General features: G+C 64.9%; 23 protein-coding genes and 2 tRNA genes. 15 read left to right on the forward strand and 10 right to left on the reverse strand.

From position 1 onward, the window contains the following. The first annotated feature begins 125 nt into the window (after window positions 1–125). From YU3_RS0107220 to YU3_RS0107230, 3 genes are all read left to right on the forward strand, one after another. Window positions 126–1,112, forward strand: coding sequence for an ABC transporter substrate-binding protein (locus YU3_RS0107220; RefSeq protein ID WP_027165611.1), 987 nt, complete (start codon window positions 126–128; stop codon window positions 1,110–1,112). 103 nt (window positions 1,113–1,215) lie between these two features. Further along, on the forward strand, window positions 1,216–2,025 hold the full coding sequence (locus tag YU3_RS0107225; RefSeq protein WP_027165612.1) for an ABC transporter ATP-binding protein: 810 nt from the start codon (window positions 1,216–1,218) through the stop codon (window positions 2,023–2,025). A gap of 11 nt (window positions 2,026–2,036) precedes the next feature. Next, window positions 2,037–2,915 carry an ABC transporter permease gene (locus tag YU3_RS0107230; protein ID WP_027165613.1) on the forward strand — a complete coding sequence of 293 codons (879 nt, stop codon included), beginning with the start codon at window positions 2,037–2,039 and terminating at the stop codon, window positions 2,913–2,915. Window positions 2,916–2,943: 28 nt separating this feature from the next. Here YU3_RS0107230 and YU3_RS0107235 read toward each other — a convergent pair whose 3' ends face one another. Together YU3_RS0107235 and YU3_RS0107240 are read right to left on the reverse strand one after the other, a co-directional pair. Then, window positions 2,944–4,317, reverse strand: a complete 1,374-nt coding sequence (locus YU3_RS0107235) for a sensor histidine kinase (protein WP_027165614.1) — start codon at window positions 4,315–4,317, stop codon at window positions 2,944–2,946. Beyond that, on the reverse strand, window positions 4,314–4,991 hold the full coding sequence (locus YU3_RS0107240) for a response regulator (protein ID WP_027165615.1): 678 nt from the start codon (window positions 4,989–4,991) through the stop codon (window positions 4,314–4,316). The genes YU3_RS0107235 and YU3_RS0107240 overlap by 4 nt, the downstream gene beginning before the upstream one ends. Before the next feature lie 470 nt (window positions 4,992–5,461). On the opposite strand from YU3_RS0107240, the gene YU3_RS0107245 reads away from it, so the two are divergent. The 5 genes from YU3_RS0107245 to YU3_RS0107265 all read left to right on the forward strand — a co-directional run bounded on the left by YU3_RS0107245 (window position 5,462) and on the right by YU3_RS0107265 (window position 7,254). Continuing rightward, entirely contained in the window at window positions 5,462–5,701 is a 240-nt protein-coding gene (locus tag YU3_RS0107245; RefSeq protein WP_027165616.1) for a DUF680 domain-containing protein, read from the forward strand. A 53-nt stretch (window positions 5,702–5,754) separates the two neighbouring features. Then, window positions 5,755–5,961 carry a DUF680 domain-containing protein gene (locus YU3_RS0107250; RefSeq protein ID WP_027165617.1) on the forward strand — a complete coding sequence of 69 codons (207 nt, stop codon included), beginning with the start codon at window positions 5,755–5,757 and terminating at the stop codon, window positions 5,959–5,961. A 52-nt stretch (window positions 5,962–6,013) separates the two neighbouring features. Then, window positions 6,014–6,220: a DUF680 domain-containing protein gene (locus YU3_RS0107255; protein ID WP_027165618.1), complete on the forward strand. Its 207-nt coding sequence runs from the start codon at window positions 6,014–6,016 to the stop codon at window positions 6,218–6,220. Window positions 6,221–6,538: 318 nt separating this feature from the next. After that, the gene (locus YU3_RS0107260; RefSeq protein ID WP_027165619.1) at window positions 6,539–6,745 is read left to right on the forward strand and encodes a DUF680 domain-containing protein; all 207 of its coding nucleotides are present in this window, start codon (window positions 6,539–6,541) and stop codon (window positions 6,743–6,745) included. A gap of 266 nt (window positions 6,746–7,011) precedes the next feature. Continuing rightward, entirely contained in the window at window positions 7,012–7,254 is a 243-nt protein-coding gene (locus YU3_RS0107265) for a DUF680 domain-containing protein (protein WP_027165620.1), read from the forward strand. Window positions 7,255–7,361: 107 nt separating this feature from the next. Here YU3_RS0107265 and YU3_RS0107270 read toward each other — a convergent pair whose 3' ends face one another. The 3 genes from YU3_RS0107270 to purM are packed head-to-tail and all read right to left on the reverse strand — an operon-like array spanning window position 7,362 to window position 9,669. After that, window positions 7,362–7,877: a histidine phosphatase family protein gene (locus YU3_RS0107270; RefSeq protein WP_036258047.1), complete on the reverse strand. Its 516-nt coding sequence runs from the start codon at window positions 7,875–7,877 to the stop codon at window positions 7,362–7,364. 8 nt (window positions 7,878–7,885) lie between these two features. Further along, window positions 7,886–8,593 (reverse strand): phosphoribosylglycinamide formyltransferase, encoded by a 708-nt coding sequence (gene purN / locus YU3_RS0107275; protein WP_027165622.1) that lies wholly within the window; start codon window positions 8,591–8,593, stop codon window positions 7,886–7,888. Continuing rightward, the gene (gene purM, locus YU3_RS0107280) at window positions 8,590–9,669 is read right to left on the reverse strand and encodes a phosphoribosylformylglycinamidine cyclo-ligase (RefSeq protein WP_027165623.1); all 1,080 of its coding nucleotides are present in this window, start codon (window positions 9,667–9,669) and stop codon (window positions 8,590–8,592) included. Before purM ends, purN begins: the two co-directional genes overlap by 4 nt. Before the next feature lie 328 nt (window positions 9,670–9,997). Here purM and YU3_RS36150 point away from each other — a divergent pair, with 328 nt between their 5' ends. The 4 genes from YU3_RS36150 to YU3_RS36155 are packed head-to-tail and all read left to right on the forward strand — an operon-like array spanning window position 9,998 to window position 12,781. Further along, a complete protein-coding gene (locus YU3_RS36150) occupies window positions 9,998–10,615 on the forward strand; it encodes a CDP-alcohol phosphatidyltransferase family protein (RefSeq protein WP_084507943.1) in 618 nt (205 codons plus the stop codon). A gap of 13 nt (window positions 10,616–10,628) precedes the next feature. After that, window positions 10,629–11,777 carry an AI-2E family transporter gene (locus YU3_RS0107290; RefSeq protein WP_156913392.1) on the forward strand — a complete coding sequence of 383 codons (1,149 nt, stop codon included), beginning with the start codon at window positions 10,629–10,631 and terminating at the stop codon, window positions 11,775–11,777. Between the two features lies 1 nt (window position 11,778). After that, window positions 11,779–12,483 (forward strand): DnaA regulatory inactivator HdaA, encoded by a 705-nt coding sequence (gene hdaA / locus YU3_RS0107295; protein WP_027165625.1) that lies wholly within the window; start codon window positions 11,779–11,781, stop codon window positions 12,481–12,483. A 1-nt stretch (window position 12,484) separates the two neighbouring features. Next, window positions 12,485–12,781 (forward strand): hypothetical protein, encoded by a 297-nt coding sequence (locus YU3_RS36155; protein WP_051333873.1) that lies wholly within the window; start codon window positions 12,485–12,487, stop codon window positions 12,779–12,781. 56 nt (window positions 12,782–12,837) lie between these two features. Here the strand turns inward: YU3_RS36155 and YU3_RS39115 are convergent, their stop codons facing one another. The 4 genes from YU3_RS39115 to YU3_RS42080 form a co-directional block, all read right to left on the reverse strand. Continuing rightward, on the reverse strand, window positions 12,838–13,107 hold the full coding sequence (locus tag YU3_RS39115) for a hypothetical protein (RefSeq protein WP_027165626.1): 270 nt from the start codon (window positions 13,105–13,107) through the stop codon (window positions 12,838–12,840). Between the two features lie 65 nt (window positions 13,108–13,172). Continuing rightward, a tRNA-Pro gene (locus YU3_RS0107310) sits at window positions 13,173–13,249 on the reverse strand. Between the two features lie 73 nt (window positions 13,250–13,322). Beyond that, a complete protein-coding gene (locus tag YU3_RS0107315) occupies window positions 13,323–14,498 on the reverse strand; it encodes an NAD(P)/FAD-dependent oxidoreductase (protein ID WP_036258051.1) in 1,176 nt (391 codons plus the stop codon). A 134-nt stretch (window positions 14,499–14,632) separates the two neighbouring features. Then, a complete protein-coding gene (locus YU3_RS42080) occupies window positions 14,633–15,601 on the reverse strand; it encodes an NAD(P)H-dependent oxidoreductase (RefSeq protein WP_156913394.1) in 969 nt (322 codons plus the stop codon). A 250-nt stretch (window positions 15,602–15,851) separates the two neighbouring features. Here YU3_RS42080 and YU3_RS0107325 point away from each other — a divergent pair, with 250 nt between their 5' ends. Both YU3_RS0107325 and YU3_RS0107330 read left to right on the forward strand, forming a co-directional pair. Continuing rightward, window positions 15,852–16,157 (forward strand): ETC complex I subunit, encoded by a 306-nt coding sequence (locus YU3_RS0107325; RefSeq protein WP_027165628.1) that lies wholly within the window; start codon window positions 15,852–15,854, stop codon window positions 16,155–16,157. Window positions 16,158–16,209: 52 nt separating this feature from the next. Continuing rightward, window positions 16,210–16,286 (forward strand) — tRNA-Arg (locus YU3_RS0107330). Between the two features lie 38 nt (window positions 16,287–16,324). Here YU3_RS0107330 and YU3_RS0107335 read toward each other — a convergent pair. After that, window positions 16,325–17,230 carry a LysR family transcriptional regulator gene (locus YU3_RS0107335; protein WP_027165629.1) on the reverse strand — a complete coding sequence of 302 codons (906 nt, stop codon included), beginning with the start codon at window positions 17,228–17,230 and terminating at the stop codon, window positions 16,325–16,327. Between the two features lie 153 nt (window positions 17,231–17,383). On the opposite strand from YU3_RS0107335, the gene YU3_RS0107340 reads away from it, so the two are divergent. Next, the gene (locus YU3_RS0107340; RefSeq protein ID WP_027165630.1) at window positions 17,384–18,250 is read left to right on the forward strand and encodes an NmrA family NAD(P)-binding protein; all 867 of its coding nucleotides are present in this window, start codon (window positions 17,384–17,386) and stop codon (window positions 18,248–18,250) included. Window positions 18,251–18,266: the final 16 nt, after the last annotated feature.

Here is an 18,266-nt window from a genome sequence, read left to right on the forward strand (position 1 = left end):
ACAGCGTCGCGGCGTTTGCCGTGACCGGTCCAGGAGGGGCCGGCAAGGAGGAATGCGGCGCAGCTTGCACGGCGCGTCGCCCACGTGGAGGAAGTTACGTGACCGGTTTCATCTCTAAACGCGCCCTGCGTTCCGCGCTGCTGACGCTTGCCGTGGTTGGCGCTGGCGCACCGTCGGCTTCGGCGGCCGACAAGATCTCGATCATGGTGGGTGGCTACGAAAAACAGATCTACCTGCCCGCGAAGCTTGCCGAGGCGCTGGGCTATTTCAAGGATGAGGGCCTCGACGTCGAACTGCTCAACGAGCCGGCCGGCGTCGATGCCGAGAACGAGATGCTTGCGGGCGCGGTGCAGGGCGTGGTCGGTTTCTATGACCACAGCATCGACCTGCAGGCCAAGGGCAAGTTCGTCGAATCCGTCGTCCAGTTCAGCCAGGCGCCGGGCGAGGTCGAGCTGGTCTCGGCGAAACATCCGGAGATCAAGTCGCCCGCCGACTTCAAGGGCATGAGCCTCGGCGTCACCGGCCTCGGCTCCTCGACCAACTTCCTGACGGAATATCTCGCGGTCAAGAACGGGCTGAAGCTCGGCGAGTTCACCTCGGTACCGGTCGGCGCTGGCAACACCTTCATCGCCGCCATGCAGCAGGACAAGATCCAGGCTGGCATGACGACCGAGCCGACGATCACCCGGCTCTTGAAGACCGGCGAGGCAGCGGTTCTCATCGATATGCGCACGATGGAAGGCACCAAGGCCGCGCTAGGCGGCACCTATCCGGCCGCCTCCCTCTACATGCAGACCGAATGGGTCGATGCGCACAAGGACACGGTCCAGAAGCTCGCCAACGCCTTCGTCAAGACGCTGAAGTTCATCAGCACCCATAGCGGCGCCGAGATCGCCGAAAAGATGCCGAAAGACTATTATGTCGGCGACCAGGAAGGCTATGTGAAGGCGCTTAACGCCGGCAAGGCGATGTTCACCCCGGATGGAGTGATGCCGCAGGGTGGTCCGGAAACGGTGCTCACGGTTCTCTCGGCGTTCAAGAAAGAACTGCAGGGCAAGCAGATCGATCTTTCCAAGACCTACACCACGGAATTCGTGAAGAACGTGAAGTAGCAATCAAGCCGGCACGAGGTTCGGGCTTCGTGCCGGCATCCTGATCTGTTTTCCACGCCCGGCGATCCCCGCACGGCGGTCGCCCGCTATTGGAGTTCCACCCATGGCTGTCGAAAAGACCGCTCCGGCGATAGAGCTGATCAATGTCAGCCGCCGCTTCCTTTCCCCAACCGGCAAGTCGCTGACGGCGATCCGCGATTTCACCATGACAGTCGAGCGCGGCGAGTTCGTCGCCGTCGTCGGCCCGACGGGCTGCGGCAAATCGACGACGCTCAACCTCGTTACCGGGCTCGCCAGGCCGAGCGCCGGCGAGGTCCGTGTCATGGGCGCGCCGGTTAAGGGCATAGACCCGCGCATCGGCTTTGTGTTCCAGACCGACGCGCTGTTTCCGTGGCGCACCGTCATCGAGAACGTGATGGCCGGACCGGTGTTTCGCGGCAGGCCGAAAGCGCAGGCGCAGGCCTCGGCCCGCGACTGGTTGGCTCGCGTCGGCCTTGCGCGCTTCGAGCAGCATTATCCGCATCAGCTTTCAGGCGGCATGCGCAAGCGCGTGGCGCTCGCCCAGACCTTCATCAACGGTCCTGAGATCCTGCTGATGGACGAGCCGTTCTCGGCGCTCGACGTGCAGACCCGCGTGCTGATGCATGAGGAGCTTTTGCGCCTGTGGTCGGAGGCGAAGGCGTCGGTGGTCTTCGTCACCCATGACCTCGAGGAAGCGATCGCGCTGGCAGACAAGGTCTATGTGCTGACGGCCGGCCCGGCGACGGTGAAGTCGGTCTACACGATCGACCTGCCACGCCCGCGCGTCGTCGCCGACATCCGCTACGAGCAGAGCTTCATCGACTATTCGCGCACCATCTGGGCCGACCTCAAGGAAGAGGTCGAGACCAGCTACGCCCGCGCCGCGGCGTGAGGAGAACCGATATGACAGACGCCATCGTCAATATCTCGACCGCGAGCTTCAGGCCGGGGACTTCCGATGCCGAGATCGAGGCCGCTGCCGCCAAGGCGGCAGCGCATCGCCGCCACGCTGTCACGTTCTGGCGGCTGGGCATCCTGGTCGTCTTCCTCGGCTTGTGGGAAATCGCCGGCCGCATGGCCTGGATTGATCCGTTCTTCTACGCCATGCCGAGCACGATCGCCGGGCGGCTCTATGAATGGACCACGGAGGGAACGTCGGAAGGGCCGCTCTGGTACCACCTCTATGTCACCATGGAGGAATCGGTGCTGGGCTTCGTAACAGGCTCCGTCGCCGGCATCGTCATCGGCGTCGCGCTCGGCCGCAACCGCATGGCCGCCGACATCTTCTCCATTTACATCAAGGTGATCAATTCGATCCCGCGCGTAGTGCTGGCGCCGATCTTCATCATGATCCTCGGCCTTGGCCTTGCCTCGAAGGTTGCGCTGGCCTTCGTCATGGTGTTCTTCGTCGTCTTCCACAACGCCTTCCAGGGCGTGCGCGAGGCCGACCGCGCGATGATCGCCAATGCCCGCATCCTCGGCGCCTCCGACTGGCAACTGACGCGCTCGGTTATCGTGCCGTCGGCGATGAGTTGGATCTTCGCCAGCCTCCATGTCAGCTTCGGCTTCGCCATCATCGGCGCTATCGTCGGCGAGTTCGTCGGCTCGCGCTACGGCATCGGCCTCCTGATCAACATCGCCAAGGGCTCGTTCGACGCAGCCGGCATGTATGCGGCGATTGTCATCGTCATGGTGGTGGCGCTTGGCGCCGAGTACTTGATGACGTTGGTCGAGAGCAGACTGGCGAAGTGGCGGCCGCAGCCGCTGCACGAGACGCAGTGATGGCCGCTGCAGGTTTCACAGCTGCATATTAGCCGCCAGCCAGCGGCAGCCGCACCTCGACAATCAGCCCGCCGGCCGCGCTATCCCCAAGGGTGACGCGGCCGCCGCCATTTTCGACAACCTCGCGCACGATTGCCAGGCCCAGCCCGCTGCCTTCCTCGCTCGTTCCGGCAACGCGGTAAAAGCGCTCGAACACATGCTCGCGCTCGTCCGCGGGAATGCCGGGTCCATCGTCGGCGACCGTGAGCCGTGCCTCGTTGTCAATGGCCGCGAGCTTCACCGTGACGCTGCCCCCGGGCGCTGAGTAGCGCAGCGCATTGTCGACGAGGTTGACGATCATCTCGCGCAGCATGGTGCCGTCGCCGATGACCGGCACGGGCCCCGTCTCCTCCAGGCCGAGATCGATATTGCGGCCAACGGCGATCGGCGCATGGGTTTCGAGCACTTGCCGCGCCGCTTCGGTCAGGTCGATGCGATCGGCGCGCGGCCGCCGGCTGCCAGGCTCGGCGCGCGACAGGGTGAGCAGCTGTTCGGCCAAACGCGCCAGGCTGCCGGAACTTGCCTGCAGGGCCACAAGCGCTTCATGGCGGGCATCGGGGACAGTTTCCCGCAACGCATAGCTTGCCTGCGTCGACAGCAGCGCCAGCGGCGTGCGCAGCTGATGCGCGGCATTAGCAATGAAGCGCCGTTGCGCCGCCATCTGCGCCCGCACGCGCGCCATATAGGCATTGAGCGCCTCTATCAGGGGGCGGATTTCGGTTTGGGCGCCGGGTACCTCCACCGGATCGAGGTCGCTGCGGCTTCGCGAGCGCACGGCGTCGCGCAGCCGCAGCAGCGGCGCCAGTCCCCTGCGCAGGCCGAGCAGGACGAACACGCCGGCGATCGCCACCAGCGCCAGCTGCTGGCCGAAGGCGCTTAACCACAGACGCCACACCATTGCGTCATGCCCGGCGAGCGTCACGCCGACTGTGACCGTGATCGGCGAATCTCCCCCGGCGCCGATTACGGCATGGCCGAGCGTCGCGAGCCGCAGACGGTGCTCGCGAAACCCCGTCTCGATGCTGCCGCGCTGCGTTGCCGTGGGTAGGTCGGGATAGCCGGTGAGCAGGCGTCCGCCCGCGGTCTCGACATGATAATAGACCCTGTCGCGGTCGCCGGTATCGAACATTTCGATCGCCGCCGGCGGAATGGTGGCATCGAGCACGCCGTCTTTTACCGCGACCTGCTCGGCGATAGCGCGCGCCGACGCCATCAGCATCCGGTCGGTAACCAGGTTGGCAGTCGCGAGCGCATTGCCATGGCTGGTCCACAAATTGATCGCGGCGAGCCCGGCCAGCGGCAGCACCACCCAGGCCAGCAATTGCAGGCGGAGGCTGCTGATCCGGAGCTTATCGATTCTCATGGCCCCGGATCGTCGTGGCGCAAGAGGTAGCCGAGGCCGCGCAAGGTGGCGATCTGGACACGCGATCCTTCGAGCTTCTTGCGCAGGCGGTGCACATAGATCTCGATGGCGCTGGGATCGGCGTCGGTCTCGAAAGAGTAGATCGCCGCCGAGAGCGCCGCCTTGCTCACCGTTCGCCCGGCCTTGACGACAAGCTGTTCCAGCACCGCATGCTCGCGCGGCGTCAGCGACAGCGTCGCGCCGGCAAGCGAGAACAGGCGGGTGTTGGTGTCGAAGACGAGATCGCCGCAGCAAATGACCGGCGCGGTGCGGTCGTTGGCGCGGCGCAGTTGCACGCGGATGCGCGCTTCCAGCTCCTCGATCTGGAAGGGTTTCGCCAGATAGTCGTCGGCGCCTTCGTTGAGGCCCTTGACCCGGCCGTCGAGGCCGGCATTGGCGGTGAGCACGATAACCGGCACCGGGTTGCCGCGCGCCCGCAGCCTTTTCAGCACTTCCATGCCGCCCATGCGGGGCAGGGCAAGGTCGAGGATGATCAAGGCATGCTCGCCGGCGGCTAAAGCATGCTCGACGTCCTCGCCGTCATGGACGACGTCGACGACATAGCTCGCCTGGCGCAGCGTCTTGCCCAGCCAATCGGCCAGTTCGCGATTGTCCTCGACAAGCAGCAGCCGCATCGTCTGTCGCCGTTTCCTCCCAACGGCCTCGGCCTTCGCCAAAGGCGGCAGGCAGCGTCCGAATTGGTCCCTGAGGCAACCGATAGTATCGATCCGCCCGCAAGGCAAACGCCGGTGCCGGGACGGGCAGGGCGGCTGTTGAGCCACCTAATCCCTCTTGCAACCAATAAAACCGAACCGTTCGGTTCAATTTATGTTGACGGTTCGTGCAGGGAGAGTGAACGCTGGCGAGCCAAAAGAAGCACCATGCTGCAGTGCAGTATCCATAAGCAGTTGATATTAAACAGAAAGAATGTGGCCGCTGCGGCGTTCGCATGATTTCAAGATCGAACCGAACGGTTCGGTTCACACATTTTCGTGATTGGAACTGGCAGCAGGACTGCCCCATCTCGGGGTGGTCCGAGCGACGCGAATTTCCATTACGGCACGCCACTAGACGGACACGACTTTTGAAATCTGGAGTATCTAAAATGAACAAGATTGCTTTTGCCGCCGCTGCTCTCCTCATTGCCACGGGCAGCGCCTTCGCCGGCAGCGACCACTACGACCCCAACAATGCCAACCAGTCGGCCGTGACCGCTCCCGCGGGCAATGTCGACAACACGGTCACCGGCTCGATCCGCAAGTTCAACAAATTCGAACAGCGCGACTTCCACATCAAGCCGGATCAGAACCAGCCGCAGTCGGGCCAGGGCATCTGGGGCCGCTAAGCGGCCTCTTCCTGACCCGCTTCACCAACAACCTTGAAACTGGAGTAACTCAAATGACCAAGATCGCCCTTACCGCCGCCGCCCTTCTCGTTGCCACCGGTGCCGCTTTCGCAGGCTCCGACAACTACGGGTCAGCCAATGCCAACCAGCCGGCCGCTTCGGCCGACAGCTCGACCACCGCTTCGATCAAGGCGTCGGACGCGAATGTCCAGAAGCCGGTCGTCACGGGCGCTGACCACAACCTGTTCGGCAACCGCTAGTCGGCCCGCAGGCGAACCTTCGACCAACAACATTGAATCTGGAGTAACTCAAATGACCAAGATCGCTCTTACCGCCGCCGCCCTGCTTGTCGCCACCGGCGCCGCTTTTGCTGGGTCCGACCACTACAACCCCAACGAAGCCAACCAGCAGGCCGCTTCGGTCGACAGCTCGACCACCGCTTCGATCAAGACGTCGGACGCGGATGTTCAGAAGCCGGTCGTCACGGGCGCTGACCACAACCTGTTCGGCAACCGCTGAACGGCCTGGTCTTGCCAAAGACCTCAAAGCGGCGGGCTTGTCCCGCCGCTCTGTTTTTGTGCAGCCGGCTACCCTTGGCCGGGCTTTTCTGGGACTGATCAAGCATTCATCACGAAGCGGTGATGCCTGTAACGATGCCCCTGGTGCCGTCGAAATGAGAGCAAGGGCCGATAGACGGGGCCGATGCCAGAAATTCAAGTGAGTGGAGCGAGCGGGCCAGCACCCGGGCGATGCCCGAGGCTGTGCCGATCCATTAGGTCATCGGATCGTCAATCGCGCCCGATCAAACAGCGCAACCCGAAACCAGGAGTATTTGAAATGACCAAGATCGCTCTTACCGTCGCCGCCCTCCTTGTCGCCACTGGCGCCGCTTTCGCCAGCTCCGACAACTACGGCCGGGCCAACGCCAACCAACCGACCGTCACCATCGACCGGACCGCGACGGCCTCGACCACGAAGTCGAACACGGATGTCGGCACGCCGGTCGTGCAGGGCACAGATCACAATCTGTTCGGTAACCACTGATCCAGTACAGGAAATACCAGGCGGCGGGCTTGACCCGCCGCTCTGCGTTTCTGAAGCCGGCAATATGAAATCAATTCACAACTATTTGTATCATAAACATTTGTAATCGTTTGCCTTTTTCCGAGCGAAGCGGAAGCCGACATTGTGGTGGTCGCTGAAAATCGAACACCTGGGAATAAATCTCGGCCGCCGCGGGTCTTCTCGGCAGCGGGGCCATCCTCCCAAGGCTGCCGCCGATGCAACGACACGGAACAAGGAAGATTGAAATGACCAGGATCGCTCTCACCACTGCCGCAATGCTTCTCGCGATGGGCTCCGCCTTTGCCGGCAGCGACCACTACGGCGACGTCAACACCAGCCAGCCGGCCGTCGGCGTCGATACCAACCTCACCGCTTCGATCCGCAAGCACGAAGTGGCCAAGCCGGCCGACGTCGACACCTCGATGACCACCGGTCCTGCCGGCTCCAAGGCCTCGCCCGACCCGGGCCAGGGCATCTGGGGCAATTGATCTTTCGCGCCTCGGAATGTCAAAGGCGGCGGGCTTGCTCCGCCGCTTTCCGTTTGCGCGGCGGTGAAGCGCCAATCTCCTGCAAAGGAGATCGGCGGCGTCGTGCTCTACCCCAAATCCTTCGGTCGAACACAATGCGTCAGGCGCGCGCCGCCGAAATCGAGATTTGCCCAATCCTCGTCCAGCGTGAACCGGGCAAGCGCCGCCGTCGGAAACTTCGTTTCGATCTTCTTGAACACGCTCTCATCCGATCCGGGTCCGGCCAGCCGTAGCGCGAAGTGCTGCAGGCCGGGATTGTGGCCGATTACCAGCAGGCACGTCGCCCTGGCTTGCCGCACCCGCGCCAGGATGGCGGCAGGGGCGGCCTCGTAGAGCTCCTCGGCGAATTGCGCCGGCGTAGGCCCAGGCAGTTCGGCCGCGACCAGCCGCCAGGTGTCGCGGGTGCGCAGCGCCGGCGAGACCAGCGCCAGGTCCGGCAGCCAGCCGCGCAGCGCAATCTCGCGCCCTATCAGCGGCGCCGTCTTCAAGCCGCGCGGGGCCAGCGGCCGGTCGAAATCGGCACGTGCGGAATCGTCCCAGCTCGACTTGGCGTGGCGCAAGATGAGCAGTTGTTTCAGGGGCATTGCAGCCTCTACGGCGTGATCCGCGCCAGCTGTTCGAGGTCTCTCTCCTCGCGCAGCGGGTCTGGCGCCATCACCACCGAGGTTGCGTTGTCGGCATCGTCGGCGAAATGGGCAAACAGGGTGTGGCCCTTTTCCATGCGCGCCTTGCCTTCGGCGACCAGACCCAGCGCCAGCGGGTAGAGCCTGTGCTCCACCTTCAGCACCCGCGCGGCCAGCGTGTCCTCATTGTCGCCGACCATCACCGGCACGGCGGCCTGCGCGATGATCGGTCCGTCATCCATCTCAGGCGTGACGAAATGCACCGAGCAGCCATGGATGCGCACGCCGGCGCGGATCGCGCGAGCATGCGTATCCAGCCCCTTGAAGGCCGGCAGCAGGGCAGGGTGGATGTTGACCATGCGCCCCTGCCATTTCTCGACGAGGCCACGGCCGAGGATGCGCATATAGCCGGCCAAGGCGACGATGTCGGTGCCGAAGCCGGTGAGCGCGGCATCGATCGCTGCGTCATAGGCATCCTTGCTCGGATGGTCGGCGCGCTGGACGACCTTGGTTGCGATGCCGCGCGACTGCGCGATGCCGAGGCCGGCGGCGTTGGCGCGATCGGAGATGACGCCGACGATCTCGGCCGGATAGGTCGGATCGCTGGCCGCCGCGATCAGCGCCGTCATGTTGGAGCCGCGCCCCGAGATCAGGACGACCGTGCGTTTCCTGCTCATAGGCCGATCGAGCCCCGATAGATGACGCCGGCGTCGCGGCGCGGCACGATGCGGCCGATCGGCGTCACCGTCTCGCCGGCTTCCTGCAGCACCGCCGCCACCTGCGCCGCCTGGCCGGATGCGACGGCCAGGATCATGCCGATGCCGCAATTGAAAGTGCGCATCATTTCCTCCGGCGCGACGCCGCCGGTCTTGGCGAGCCAGGAGAACACCGGCGGCACGTCGATCGCCTCGAGGTCGAGCTCGGCCGAGAAATCCTTGGGCAGCACGCGCGGGATGTTTTCCGGGAAACCGCCGCCGGTGATGTGGGCGAGCGCCTTGATGCCATGCGTGTTGCGGATGGCTTTGAGGATCGACTTCACATAGATGCGCGTCGGCTCGAGCAGCGCTTCGGCGAGGCTTAGCTCGTCGTTGAACGGCGCCGGATCGCTCCAGCCCAGCCCGCTCGCGGCCACGATGCGGCGCACCAGCGAAAAGCCGTTGGAGTGCAGGCCCGAGGAGGCAAGGCCAAGCAGCACGTCGCCCTCGACGATGTCGTCGGTCGGCAAGAGCTGGCCGCGCTCGGCGGCGCCCACGGCGAAGCCGGCAAGGTCGTAGTCCTTGTCGTGATACATGCCGGGCATCTCGGCGGTCTCGCCGCCGATCAGCGCGCAGCCGGCCCGGCGGCAGCCTTGCGCGATGCCGCCGACGATCGAAGCGCCCTGGTCCGGGTCGAGCTTGCCGGTGGCGAAATAGTCGAGGAAGAACAGCGGCTCGGCGCCCTGGACGACGATATCGTTGACGCACATGGCGACGAGGTCGATGCCGATCGTGTCGTGCTTGCCGGCATCGATGGCGATCTTGAGCTTGGTGCCTACGCCGTCATTGGCCGCGACCAGCACCGGGTCGGTGAAGCCGGCGGCTTTGAGGTCGAACAGGCCGCCGAAACCGCCGATCTCGCCATCGGCTCCCGGCCGGCGCGTCGCGCGTACCAGCGGCTTGATCTTCTCGACCATCAAATTGCCGGCATCGATATCGACGCCAGCCTCGGCATAGGTGAGCCCGTTCTTGCGCTTGGCCTTGTCGCCCTTGCTCATCTCCGGCTCGCCCCTGTTTCCATTGCGGGCTCTTCGCATGAATGGTTTCGGGGAGCAAGGCGCGAGAGCCAATCTCCCCCCTTGTGGGGGAGATGTCCGGCAGGACAGAGGGGCGCTGTCCCGCCAGCATATCGGGGAAATCTCTATTCAAATTTCGAGATTGCCCTTCTGATTGCCGTCCTTCCTCAACCCAAATGCCGGCGTTCCTTCGCGCCCCCCTCTGCCTGCCGGCCATCTCCCCCACGAGGGGGGAGATTAGCAGTTCCTCCTTGCGCACCCCTGCCATCTCCATCATCTATCTCCGACCAACCGACAACGGGACATAAGGGTGACCATCCCCAACCTGATCACCATCCTGCGCTTGCTCTTGGTGCCCGCCGTGGTGCTGGCTATGCTGCAATCGCGTTGGGACTGGGCCTTCGTCGGGTTCCTCGTCGCCGGCATTTCCGATGGCGTCGACGGCTTCATCGCGCGGCGCTGGAACCAGTCGTCCCGCCTTGGCGCCTATCTCGATCCGGTCGCCGACAAGCTGTTGCTGGTCTCGGTCTTCGTCGTCATGGGCTTTGCCGGCGAACTGCCGCTCTGGCTGGTGGTGACGATGGTCTCGCGTGACGGGCTGATCGTCTGCGCCGTGCTTTTGTCCAGCGTGATGAGCCATCCGGTCGAGGGGAAGCCGCTCTTCGTGTCGAAGGCCAACACCGCCGCGCAGATCGTGCTGGCTGCGCTTGTGTTGGGCGAACTGGCCTTCGCCCTGCATCTGGGCCCGGTGCGGACCGCGCTCATATTGCTGACCGGGGTCTTGACCGTGGCTTCGGCCGCGGCCTATCTCGTGGCTTGGCTAAGGCATATGAGCGGCTATGGCGAAGGCTCCCAGACGAGCAACTCCCAGACCGGCGACACCAAGTCGGGCAACGTCAAGTCGGGCGGCTCCAGCACGGGCGCCTGACAATGATGCCGCAGTGATCGCGGCTGACGACGGCTCGGGGGCGCTCCGTCGCCAGGTCTTCTTCTGGCTGGCAACGGCCGTCCTGCTGGCGCTGTTCCTCTACATCTTCTCGGGCATCCTCCTGCCATTCGTCGCGGGCATGGTGCTCGCCTACTTCCTGGATCCGGTCGCCGACCGGCTGCAGCGGCTCGGCCTTTCGCGCCTGATGGCGACGGTCGTGATCCTCATTGCCTTCATCGTCGTCGTGGTGCTGGCCTTCGTCATCCTGGTGCCGGTGCTGGCCACCCAGATGGCCGATTTCGCGCGCAAGCTGCCGGAATATTTGACCCGCCTGCAATCACTGATCACCAGCTTCGACCCGCAATGGCTGGAGCAGCGTTTTGGCGTCAACGCCGCCGGCCTGCGCGACGGGCTGAATTCCCTGCTCACCTCCGGCTTCAGCCTGCTCACCACCGTCTTCACTTCGATCTGGAGTTCCGGCGTGGCGCTGGTCTCGGTGGTGAGCCTGTTCGTCGTCACCCCGGTGGTCGCCTTCTACATGCTGCTCGACTGGGACCGCATGGTCGCCAAGGTCGACGGCTGGGTGCCGCGCGACTATGTCGAGACGGTGCGCGCGCTCGCCCGCGAAATCAACACCGCCACCGCCGGCTTCGTGCGCGGGCAGGGCACGCTCTGCCTGGTGCTCGGCGCCATGTACGCCACCGGGCTCTCGCTGACCGGCTTGAACTTCGCCATCCTGATCGGCTTCTTCGCCGGGCTGATCTCCTTCATCCCCTATGTCGGCTCCTTGACCGGGCTGGTGCTCGCCGTCGGTGTCGCCTTCGTCCAGTTCTGGCCGGACTGGACCATGGTGGTTGCGGTGGCCGGCGTGTTCTTCGTCGGCCAGTTCATCGAGGGCAACATCCTGCAGCCGCGGCTGGTCGGAAAGAGCGTCGGCCTGCATCCGGTCTGGCTGATGTTCGCGCTGTTTGCCTTCGGCGCGCTGTTCGGCTTTGTCGGCCTTTTGATTGCTGTGCCGGCCTCGGCGGCGATCGCCGTGCTGGTGCGCTTTGCCATCGGCCGCTACCTGCAATCGCCGCTTTACAAGGGTCACGCCACCGAGCCCGTGCCGCCGTTGCCGGCCGATCGCGGCGGCGGCCATCGCTCGAAGTCGCGTGGCTGAAGTGGCCGGTGAGCGAACCGACACGCCGCGCCAGTTGCCGCTCGATCTCGGCCACGGCACCGGCTATTCGCGCGACGAGCTCGTCGTCTCGGGCACCAATGCGCAAGCGGCATCGCTGATCGACCGCTGGCCCGACTGGCCGTCGCCGGTGGTGGTGCTGGCCGGGCCGCCCGGCTCCGGCAAGACGCATCTCGCCCAGATCTGGCAGGATCGGGCGCACGCCGTCGCCATCGATCCCGGCCGCATCGGCGGGCACATTGCCGGGCTCGGCATCGGGCCGGTGCTGATCGACGACATCGATAAGGCGGCGATCGACGAGCCGGGCCTGTTCCATCTGATCAACGCCGTGCGCGGCGCGGGCTCGACGCTGCTTTTGACGGCGCGGCGTTTCCCCTCGGCCTGGCGCGTCGCGCTGCCGGATCTCGTCTCGCGATTGAAGGCGGCGGCGACCGTCGAGATCCACGAGCCCGACGACCTCTTGCTTGCCGGCGTCATCACGAAACTCTTCGCCGACCGCCAGGTCGAGGTCGAGCCGCATGTGGTGCAATATCTGGTGCGGCGCATCGAGCGTTCGCTCGGCACCGCCATGCGCGTCGTCGGACGCCTCGACCGCGCGGCGCTGGAGCGCAAGACGCCGATCACCCGCGCGCTCGCCGCCGAAACCGTCAGCGCCATGGACGAAGGGCAGGGCGAGTTCGATATCTGAAGTGCTGTTCGGCATCGAGGCGATGCCAGCAGGCCGCCGCAAAAATGTGCTGGGCGAAACCTTTGCCGGGATATGTGCAGTCTTCGATCAGCGCATCCTGGTTTTCGATGCCGAGGCAGCGCGCCGCTATGCCGGTCTCGCTGTAAAGGCCAGAGCCGCCGGAAGGGGATTTCCTTTGCCTGACGGATACATTGCAGCTGCGGCCGCCGCGAAGGGTTTTCAGGTCGCGTCGCGTGATGTGGCGCCAGTTCAGGCGGCAGGCGTTGCCGTGATCAATCCGTGGGACCGTGCCGCCTAGCCGTCCCATTTCGGAACAGTCTTTCCGGCATCTCTCTTGCAGCGCGACCGTGCCGGCTAACCCCGGTCCCGGTTGCGTTCCAGATCGGGTTGTAGGCTCGCCGGGCTCGAGGCGTTGGGGTTCTCGCCCGGCGGGTTTACCGTTGCTCCAAGCAGCCTGCCGCCGCCGATGGCGAAGGCCGCATTGACCCGGTCGCTTATGAGGGGAGACCACAAGTCGCGCGGCACCCAGGTCAGTCGCCGCCTGGAAACATCCGCAACGACGATGATGTCGGTGTTGGCGTCCCAATTGTCCCTGTCGCCGATCGCTACGACCACGGCTGCCAAGACACGCGCCCTTCTGGCCGGTATCCCGGCCGCGAGACCGCCCTGGTCCTTTGGGAAGGAAGTGATGGTCGGAGTGGCAGGACTCGAACCTGCGACCCCCTGATCCCAAATCAGGTGCGCTACCAGGCTGCGCTACACTCCGACGTCCCGCGGCGTATAGGGGGCGGACGCCCGGAAGGCAACACAAAAACCGACGTCGGAAATGACCTTTCGCCCTAGCGCTTTTGGCCGGCGATCTTCCTGGCGATCGCCGCGCCCTGGATTCTGGCATTGGCAAAGCAGCCGCGAATGCTCGGCCGCATGCCGGTGAACCAGAGCCCGGGCAGCTTCGGATCGTTGGCGGCGCCGTTGAACAGCGGCACGCCCCTGGTGTCGAGCACGCCGAGCCGGCCCAGCATCGTCTCCAGTCCGGTACGGTAGCCGGTGGCGGCGATGACGATGTCGGGCGCGATCGCCTGGCCATTGTCGAGCACGACGTCGTCGCGCCTGAATTCGCGCAGCTGCGGCACGATGATGACGCGCCCGGCCTTGATGGCCTCGACCGCGCCGTCGTCGGCGGCGATCGCCGTATAGTCGGAGCCGAGCCGGCTGGCGCCGCCCGATGGGGCAGGGGGCAGGCCATATGTCGTGAGATCCCCGAACACCAGGCGTTGTGTTGCCGCCATGATCGCATCCGCAAGCCTTGTCGGCAGGTTGGCCATGACCGGAGAAAAGCGGTGCACCGCGATCTGGCCGATGCGCTTGGGCAGCAGCGAAGGTCCGTTGCGCGCCGAAAGCCACATCTGGTCCGTCTCGGCGCGCGAAAGATGGTTGAGCGCGTCGAAGCCGGAATTGCCGGCGCCGACCACCAGCACCTTCCTGCCGGCATAGTCGTTCGCCTTGCCGAAATCGGCCGAATGGATGATCTTGCCTGAAAAATCCTCCATGCCCTTCCAGGCCGGGATGAAGGGCTGGCGGTCGCGCCCGGTGGCGATCACCACATATCGCGCCGTCTTCAAGCCCTCGCTTGTCCGCAGCAGCCAGTGGTCGCCGCGGAATTCGATCTCCTCGACCTCGATACCCAAGGTGATCGGCAGCCGGTGCGTCTCGGCGAACTCGTTGAGATGGCGAATGACGGTGCTGCGGTGCGGGAAGGCCGGCGTTCCTGCCGGAAAGGATACGCCCGGCAAGGAAGAGAGGTCGCGATGCGTGTTGAGGTGCAGATTGTCGTGGCGGCGATGCCAGGGCTCGGCCAGGCGTTGCTCGCGTTCCAGGATTTGCGTCGTCACGCCAGCCTTGGCCAGCGCATGCGCGACGGCAAGCCCTGCGGCGCCCGCGCCGATGACAATCGCGCCGTCCAGTATCGCTGGCTCGCCGACCCCCGACGGCAAGACTTTCGCTTCCGCGTCCATTCTTGTCTTTATCGTCGCCATCATGCCTTCAAATGGCACGACCGTGTATCTGACATATGCCGCTCACGGGCCAAAAGGAATAGGTAGGCGTTGCAAAGACCTCCGGCATTGTGTCGCGGATTATAGAGGGCCGCCTAATGAACCGGGTCGGCATGGCGATGCACCAGCTTGAACGCGCCGTCTTCCAGACGAAACACCTCGGTCACCCGCAAGGTCATTTCGGCTGCCTCGCCGTTCTTGCCCATGCGCGCCTTGGCGTGCTGCAGCCCGGTCCAGAAGGCCAGATCGCCGCTTGCCGATGCCTGCAGCACCTCGAGATCGGTGCTGCCGCCTTTGTGGAAGCTCGCCGCGTCGCGTTCGTAGCGGCCGGCGACCGCCTCGGCGCCTTCGAGATGGTCGCCGCGCGGCGAAAAGAACGTCGCCGGCCCGGCATGGGTGACGATTGCCTTCAGTGAGGTCGCATCGCCGTTGACATAGTCCTCGGCGATCTTCTCGCGCTGCTTCATGAAGGCGTCGAAGGACGAGCCGCCGGGATGCACCGTCCTGATCCACGTCTCCAGGCCGGCCATGAAATTTTCGAGGAAGGCGGCGGTGTCGCCGTTGATAACGGCGCCTTTGTCGTCCAGCAGTTCCGCGACATTGCCGATGTAGGCCTCCGGCTGCTGCATCACCGGCATGTCGAGAAAGACGAAGGTCTGCCTGAGCGCCTGGTTGGAGCCGAAGGCGCCGATCTTGCTCGGGCTGACGCTGACCACCCCGGCGGGCAGGCCCTTGAACACGCTCTTGCCCGGCGGACGCGAGCCGACATCGAGCGCGTTCTTCAGGCAGCCCGGGATCGAGCGGTTGTATTCCGGGGTGACGAACAGCGCCGCGTCGCATTCGCGGATCGCCGCGCGGAAGGCCGACCAAGCCGCCGGCGGCTGGTCGCCGTCCAGATCCTCGTTGTAAAGCGGGAGCTCGCCGATTTCGATGAAGCGGCAGCGCACTGAATCCGGCGCGCGGGCGGCGAGCGCCTTGGCGATCTTACGGCTGAAGGATTGGGCGCGCAGGCTGCCGACAAGCACGGCGAGCTGCAGGACGGCGTGTTCGGTTGCGTTGGTCATGGCGAAGCGTCCGGTTTTGATGGATGGCACACAGGCAAGGCCGGCTCGGGCCGGCCGTCCGACGTTTCGATAATGTCGTCGGCGCGGCGAGGTTCCCTGCGCCGTGGCGGCACGGGTTGCCTGCGGCCTTGCCGCCGCGGCCATTGCACAGTAATGACGGGTTGGCGCGAGATTTTCAGGCTCCCGATAGGATGCTCGGAGATGGCGCCGAACCAGGGTGCCCGGATTGTCGGGCGGCAACGAGGTGGTCATGTCCGCGCGCATTTTCAGTCCAGCCAAAACCGCGATGCAGTCCGGCAAGGCCAAGACCGGATATTGGGTGCTGGAGTTCGATCCCGCCCAGCGCAAGAAGATCGATCCGCTGATGGGCTACACCACTTCGGGCGACATGCTGAGCCAGGTGAAGCTCACCTTCGACACGAAGGAAGAGGCGATGGCTTATGCCGAAAAGGAAAAGATCGCCTATCGCGTCGAAGAGCCGAAGGAAGCCAAGCGCCGGCAGATTTCCTATTCGGACAATTTCCGCTATGACCGCAGGATGCCCTGGACACACTGACTTCTGGTCTTGCGTCGCCTGGCGTAGCGCTCAGCCGGCCCGGCCGGCCGACGGTCCCGTAGCTCAGCTGGATAGAGCACCGGCCTTCTAAGCCGATGGTCGCAGGTTCGAATCCTGCCGGGATCGCCATTTCATTCAACGGTTATGACATCCGGCTGACTCTGAATCTAAACCGTCGCCAAGAGATCAACCACGAAATCCACGAACACCCGCACCTTGGCGGTGCGGTATTGCCGCGAGGGGTAGATCGCGTAGAGCGGAAAGAGTTCGTCCTGCCAATCGGGGAACAGCTCGACCAGCCGCCCGTCGCGAACTTGCTCGCGCGTGGCGAACTCCAGCACCTGCGCGATGCCTGCACCGGCGAGGCAGGCGTTGAGCATGGTCGGCGCGTCGGAGGTCATCAGCCTGGTCTGGACGCTGACCGGCAGCACCTCACTGCCGCGGCGCAATTCCCATTCGTAGGCGCGGCTATGCGCGGCGTCCCAGAAGTCGATGGCGTCATGATCCGGAAGGTCGCAAGGGCGCTGCGGACGCCCCCGGCGCTCGATATAAGCCGGTGCGGCGACGGTCAGCACGCGCGTCTCGATCAGTTTACGCGCGATGAAGGAACCGGCTGGCGGATCGCCGAAGCGCAAGGCGAGGTCGAACCCGCCCGCCACCAGGTCGCCCACCGCGTCGCGCATGATCAGTTCGAGGCGAAGGTCCGGATGCAGCGCCAGGAACCGGCCGGCATGCCCGGCCAGCACCAGTTGCGAGAAGAACGGGTCGACATTGACGCGCAGCCTGCCGCGAACCACCGATGTCGCGCCGGTGGCCTCGATCGCCGCTTCCTCGATGCCGTCGAGGTGAGGACCGACCCGCTCGTGGAAACGCCGCCCTTCGTCCGTCAGGTGCATGGTGCGGGTCGTGCGGTCGAGCAGCCTGACACCGATACGGGCCTCCAGCCGCTGGATGGCGCGGCCGACGCCTGACGCGGTCATGCCAAGAGAGTCGGCTGCCCGCGCCATCGAGCCGGCTTCGACCACCGCCATCAGCACCGTCACGCCGGACAGCAATCTTCCGTCATAAGGCATCCGTCATTCCCAACCTGGAGTCCGGATTATGATGACATATCGGCGCTGGGATCAGCAAGACAACGGTGTGAAAAGACCGGCCAGCGATCGTCGGCGGACCGTTACGGCCGCCAGCCGCGATCCCGTTCAACCGCACATCCGAAAGGAACGATCATGTTCGCTGTTACAGCCATTAGCGGCCGCGTTGGAGGCGCTCTTGCCAAGACGTTGCTGGCTTCCGGCCACAAGGTTCGCGCCGTCGTTCGCGACGAAGCCAAAGGCACGCCGTGGCTCGAAAGGGGCTGCGACGTCGCCGTCGCCGACCTCGGCGATCCCAGGCCGCTTGCCGCCGCACTTTCGGGCGCCGAGGGCGCGTTCATCCTGCTGCCGCCGGTCTATGATTCCGAACCCGGCTTCCCGGACGTGCTGCCGAGGATCGCCGTCGTCCGCGAGGCGCTTTATCGGGCGCTGCCACCCAAGGTGGTCGTGCTGTCGACGATCGGCGCGGATGCCGCGCAGCCCAATCTGCTCAACGTCCTGCGCCTGTTGGAAGAGGCGTTGGCCGACCTGCCCGTGGCCGTGACCTTCCTGCGCGCGGCGTGGTTCATGGAAAATGCCGAGTGGGATATCGCCTCGGCACGCGACGAGGGCGTCATCGACAGTTACCTGCAGCCGCTCGATCACCCGGTCGCGATGGTCTCGGCCGCCGATGTCGGCAGGACGGCGGCCGGACTGCTGCTGGAGGATTGGAGCGGCCACCGTGTGATCGAACTGGAGACCGAGCAAAGGGTGTCGCCGAACCGGATCGCCGCCGCGTTTGCCAAGGCGCTAGGCCGCGAGGTCGAGGCGCGTATCGTCCCGCGTGAGCGTTGGGAAACGATTTTCCGCGACCAGGGCATGCGCCATCCCGAAATGCGCATGCGCATGCTCGACGGCTTCAACGAAGGCTGGATCGACTTTCGCGATCCGAACGCTCAAAGGCGCAAGGGCCGCATCGGGATAGACGAAGCGATTGCCAAGATCGTCAGCGAGGCCGGGTGATGAGGTGATTTTACGG

The organism is Mesorhizobium sp. WSM3224, from assembly GCF_000427725.1.
In the GTDB taxonomy this organism is placed as follows: domain Bacteria; phylum Pseudomonadota; class Alphaproteobacteria; order Rhizobiales; family Rhizobiaceae; genus Mesorhizobium.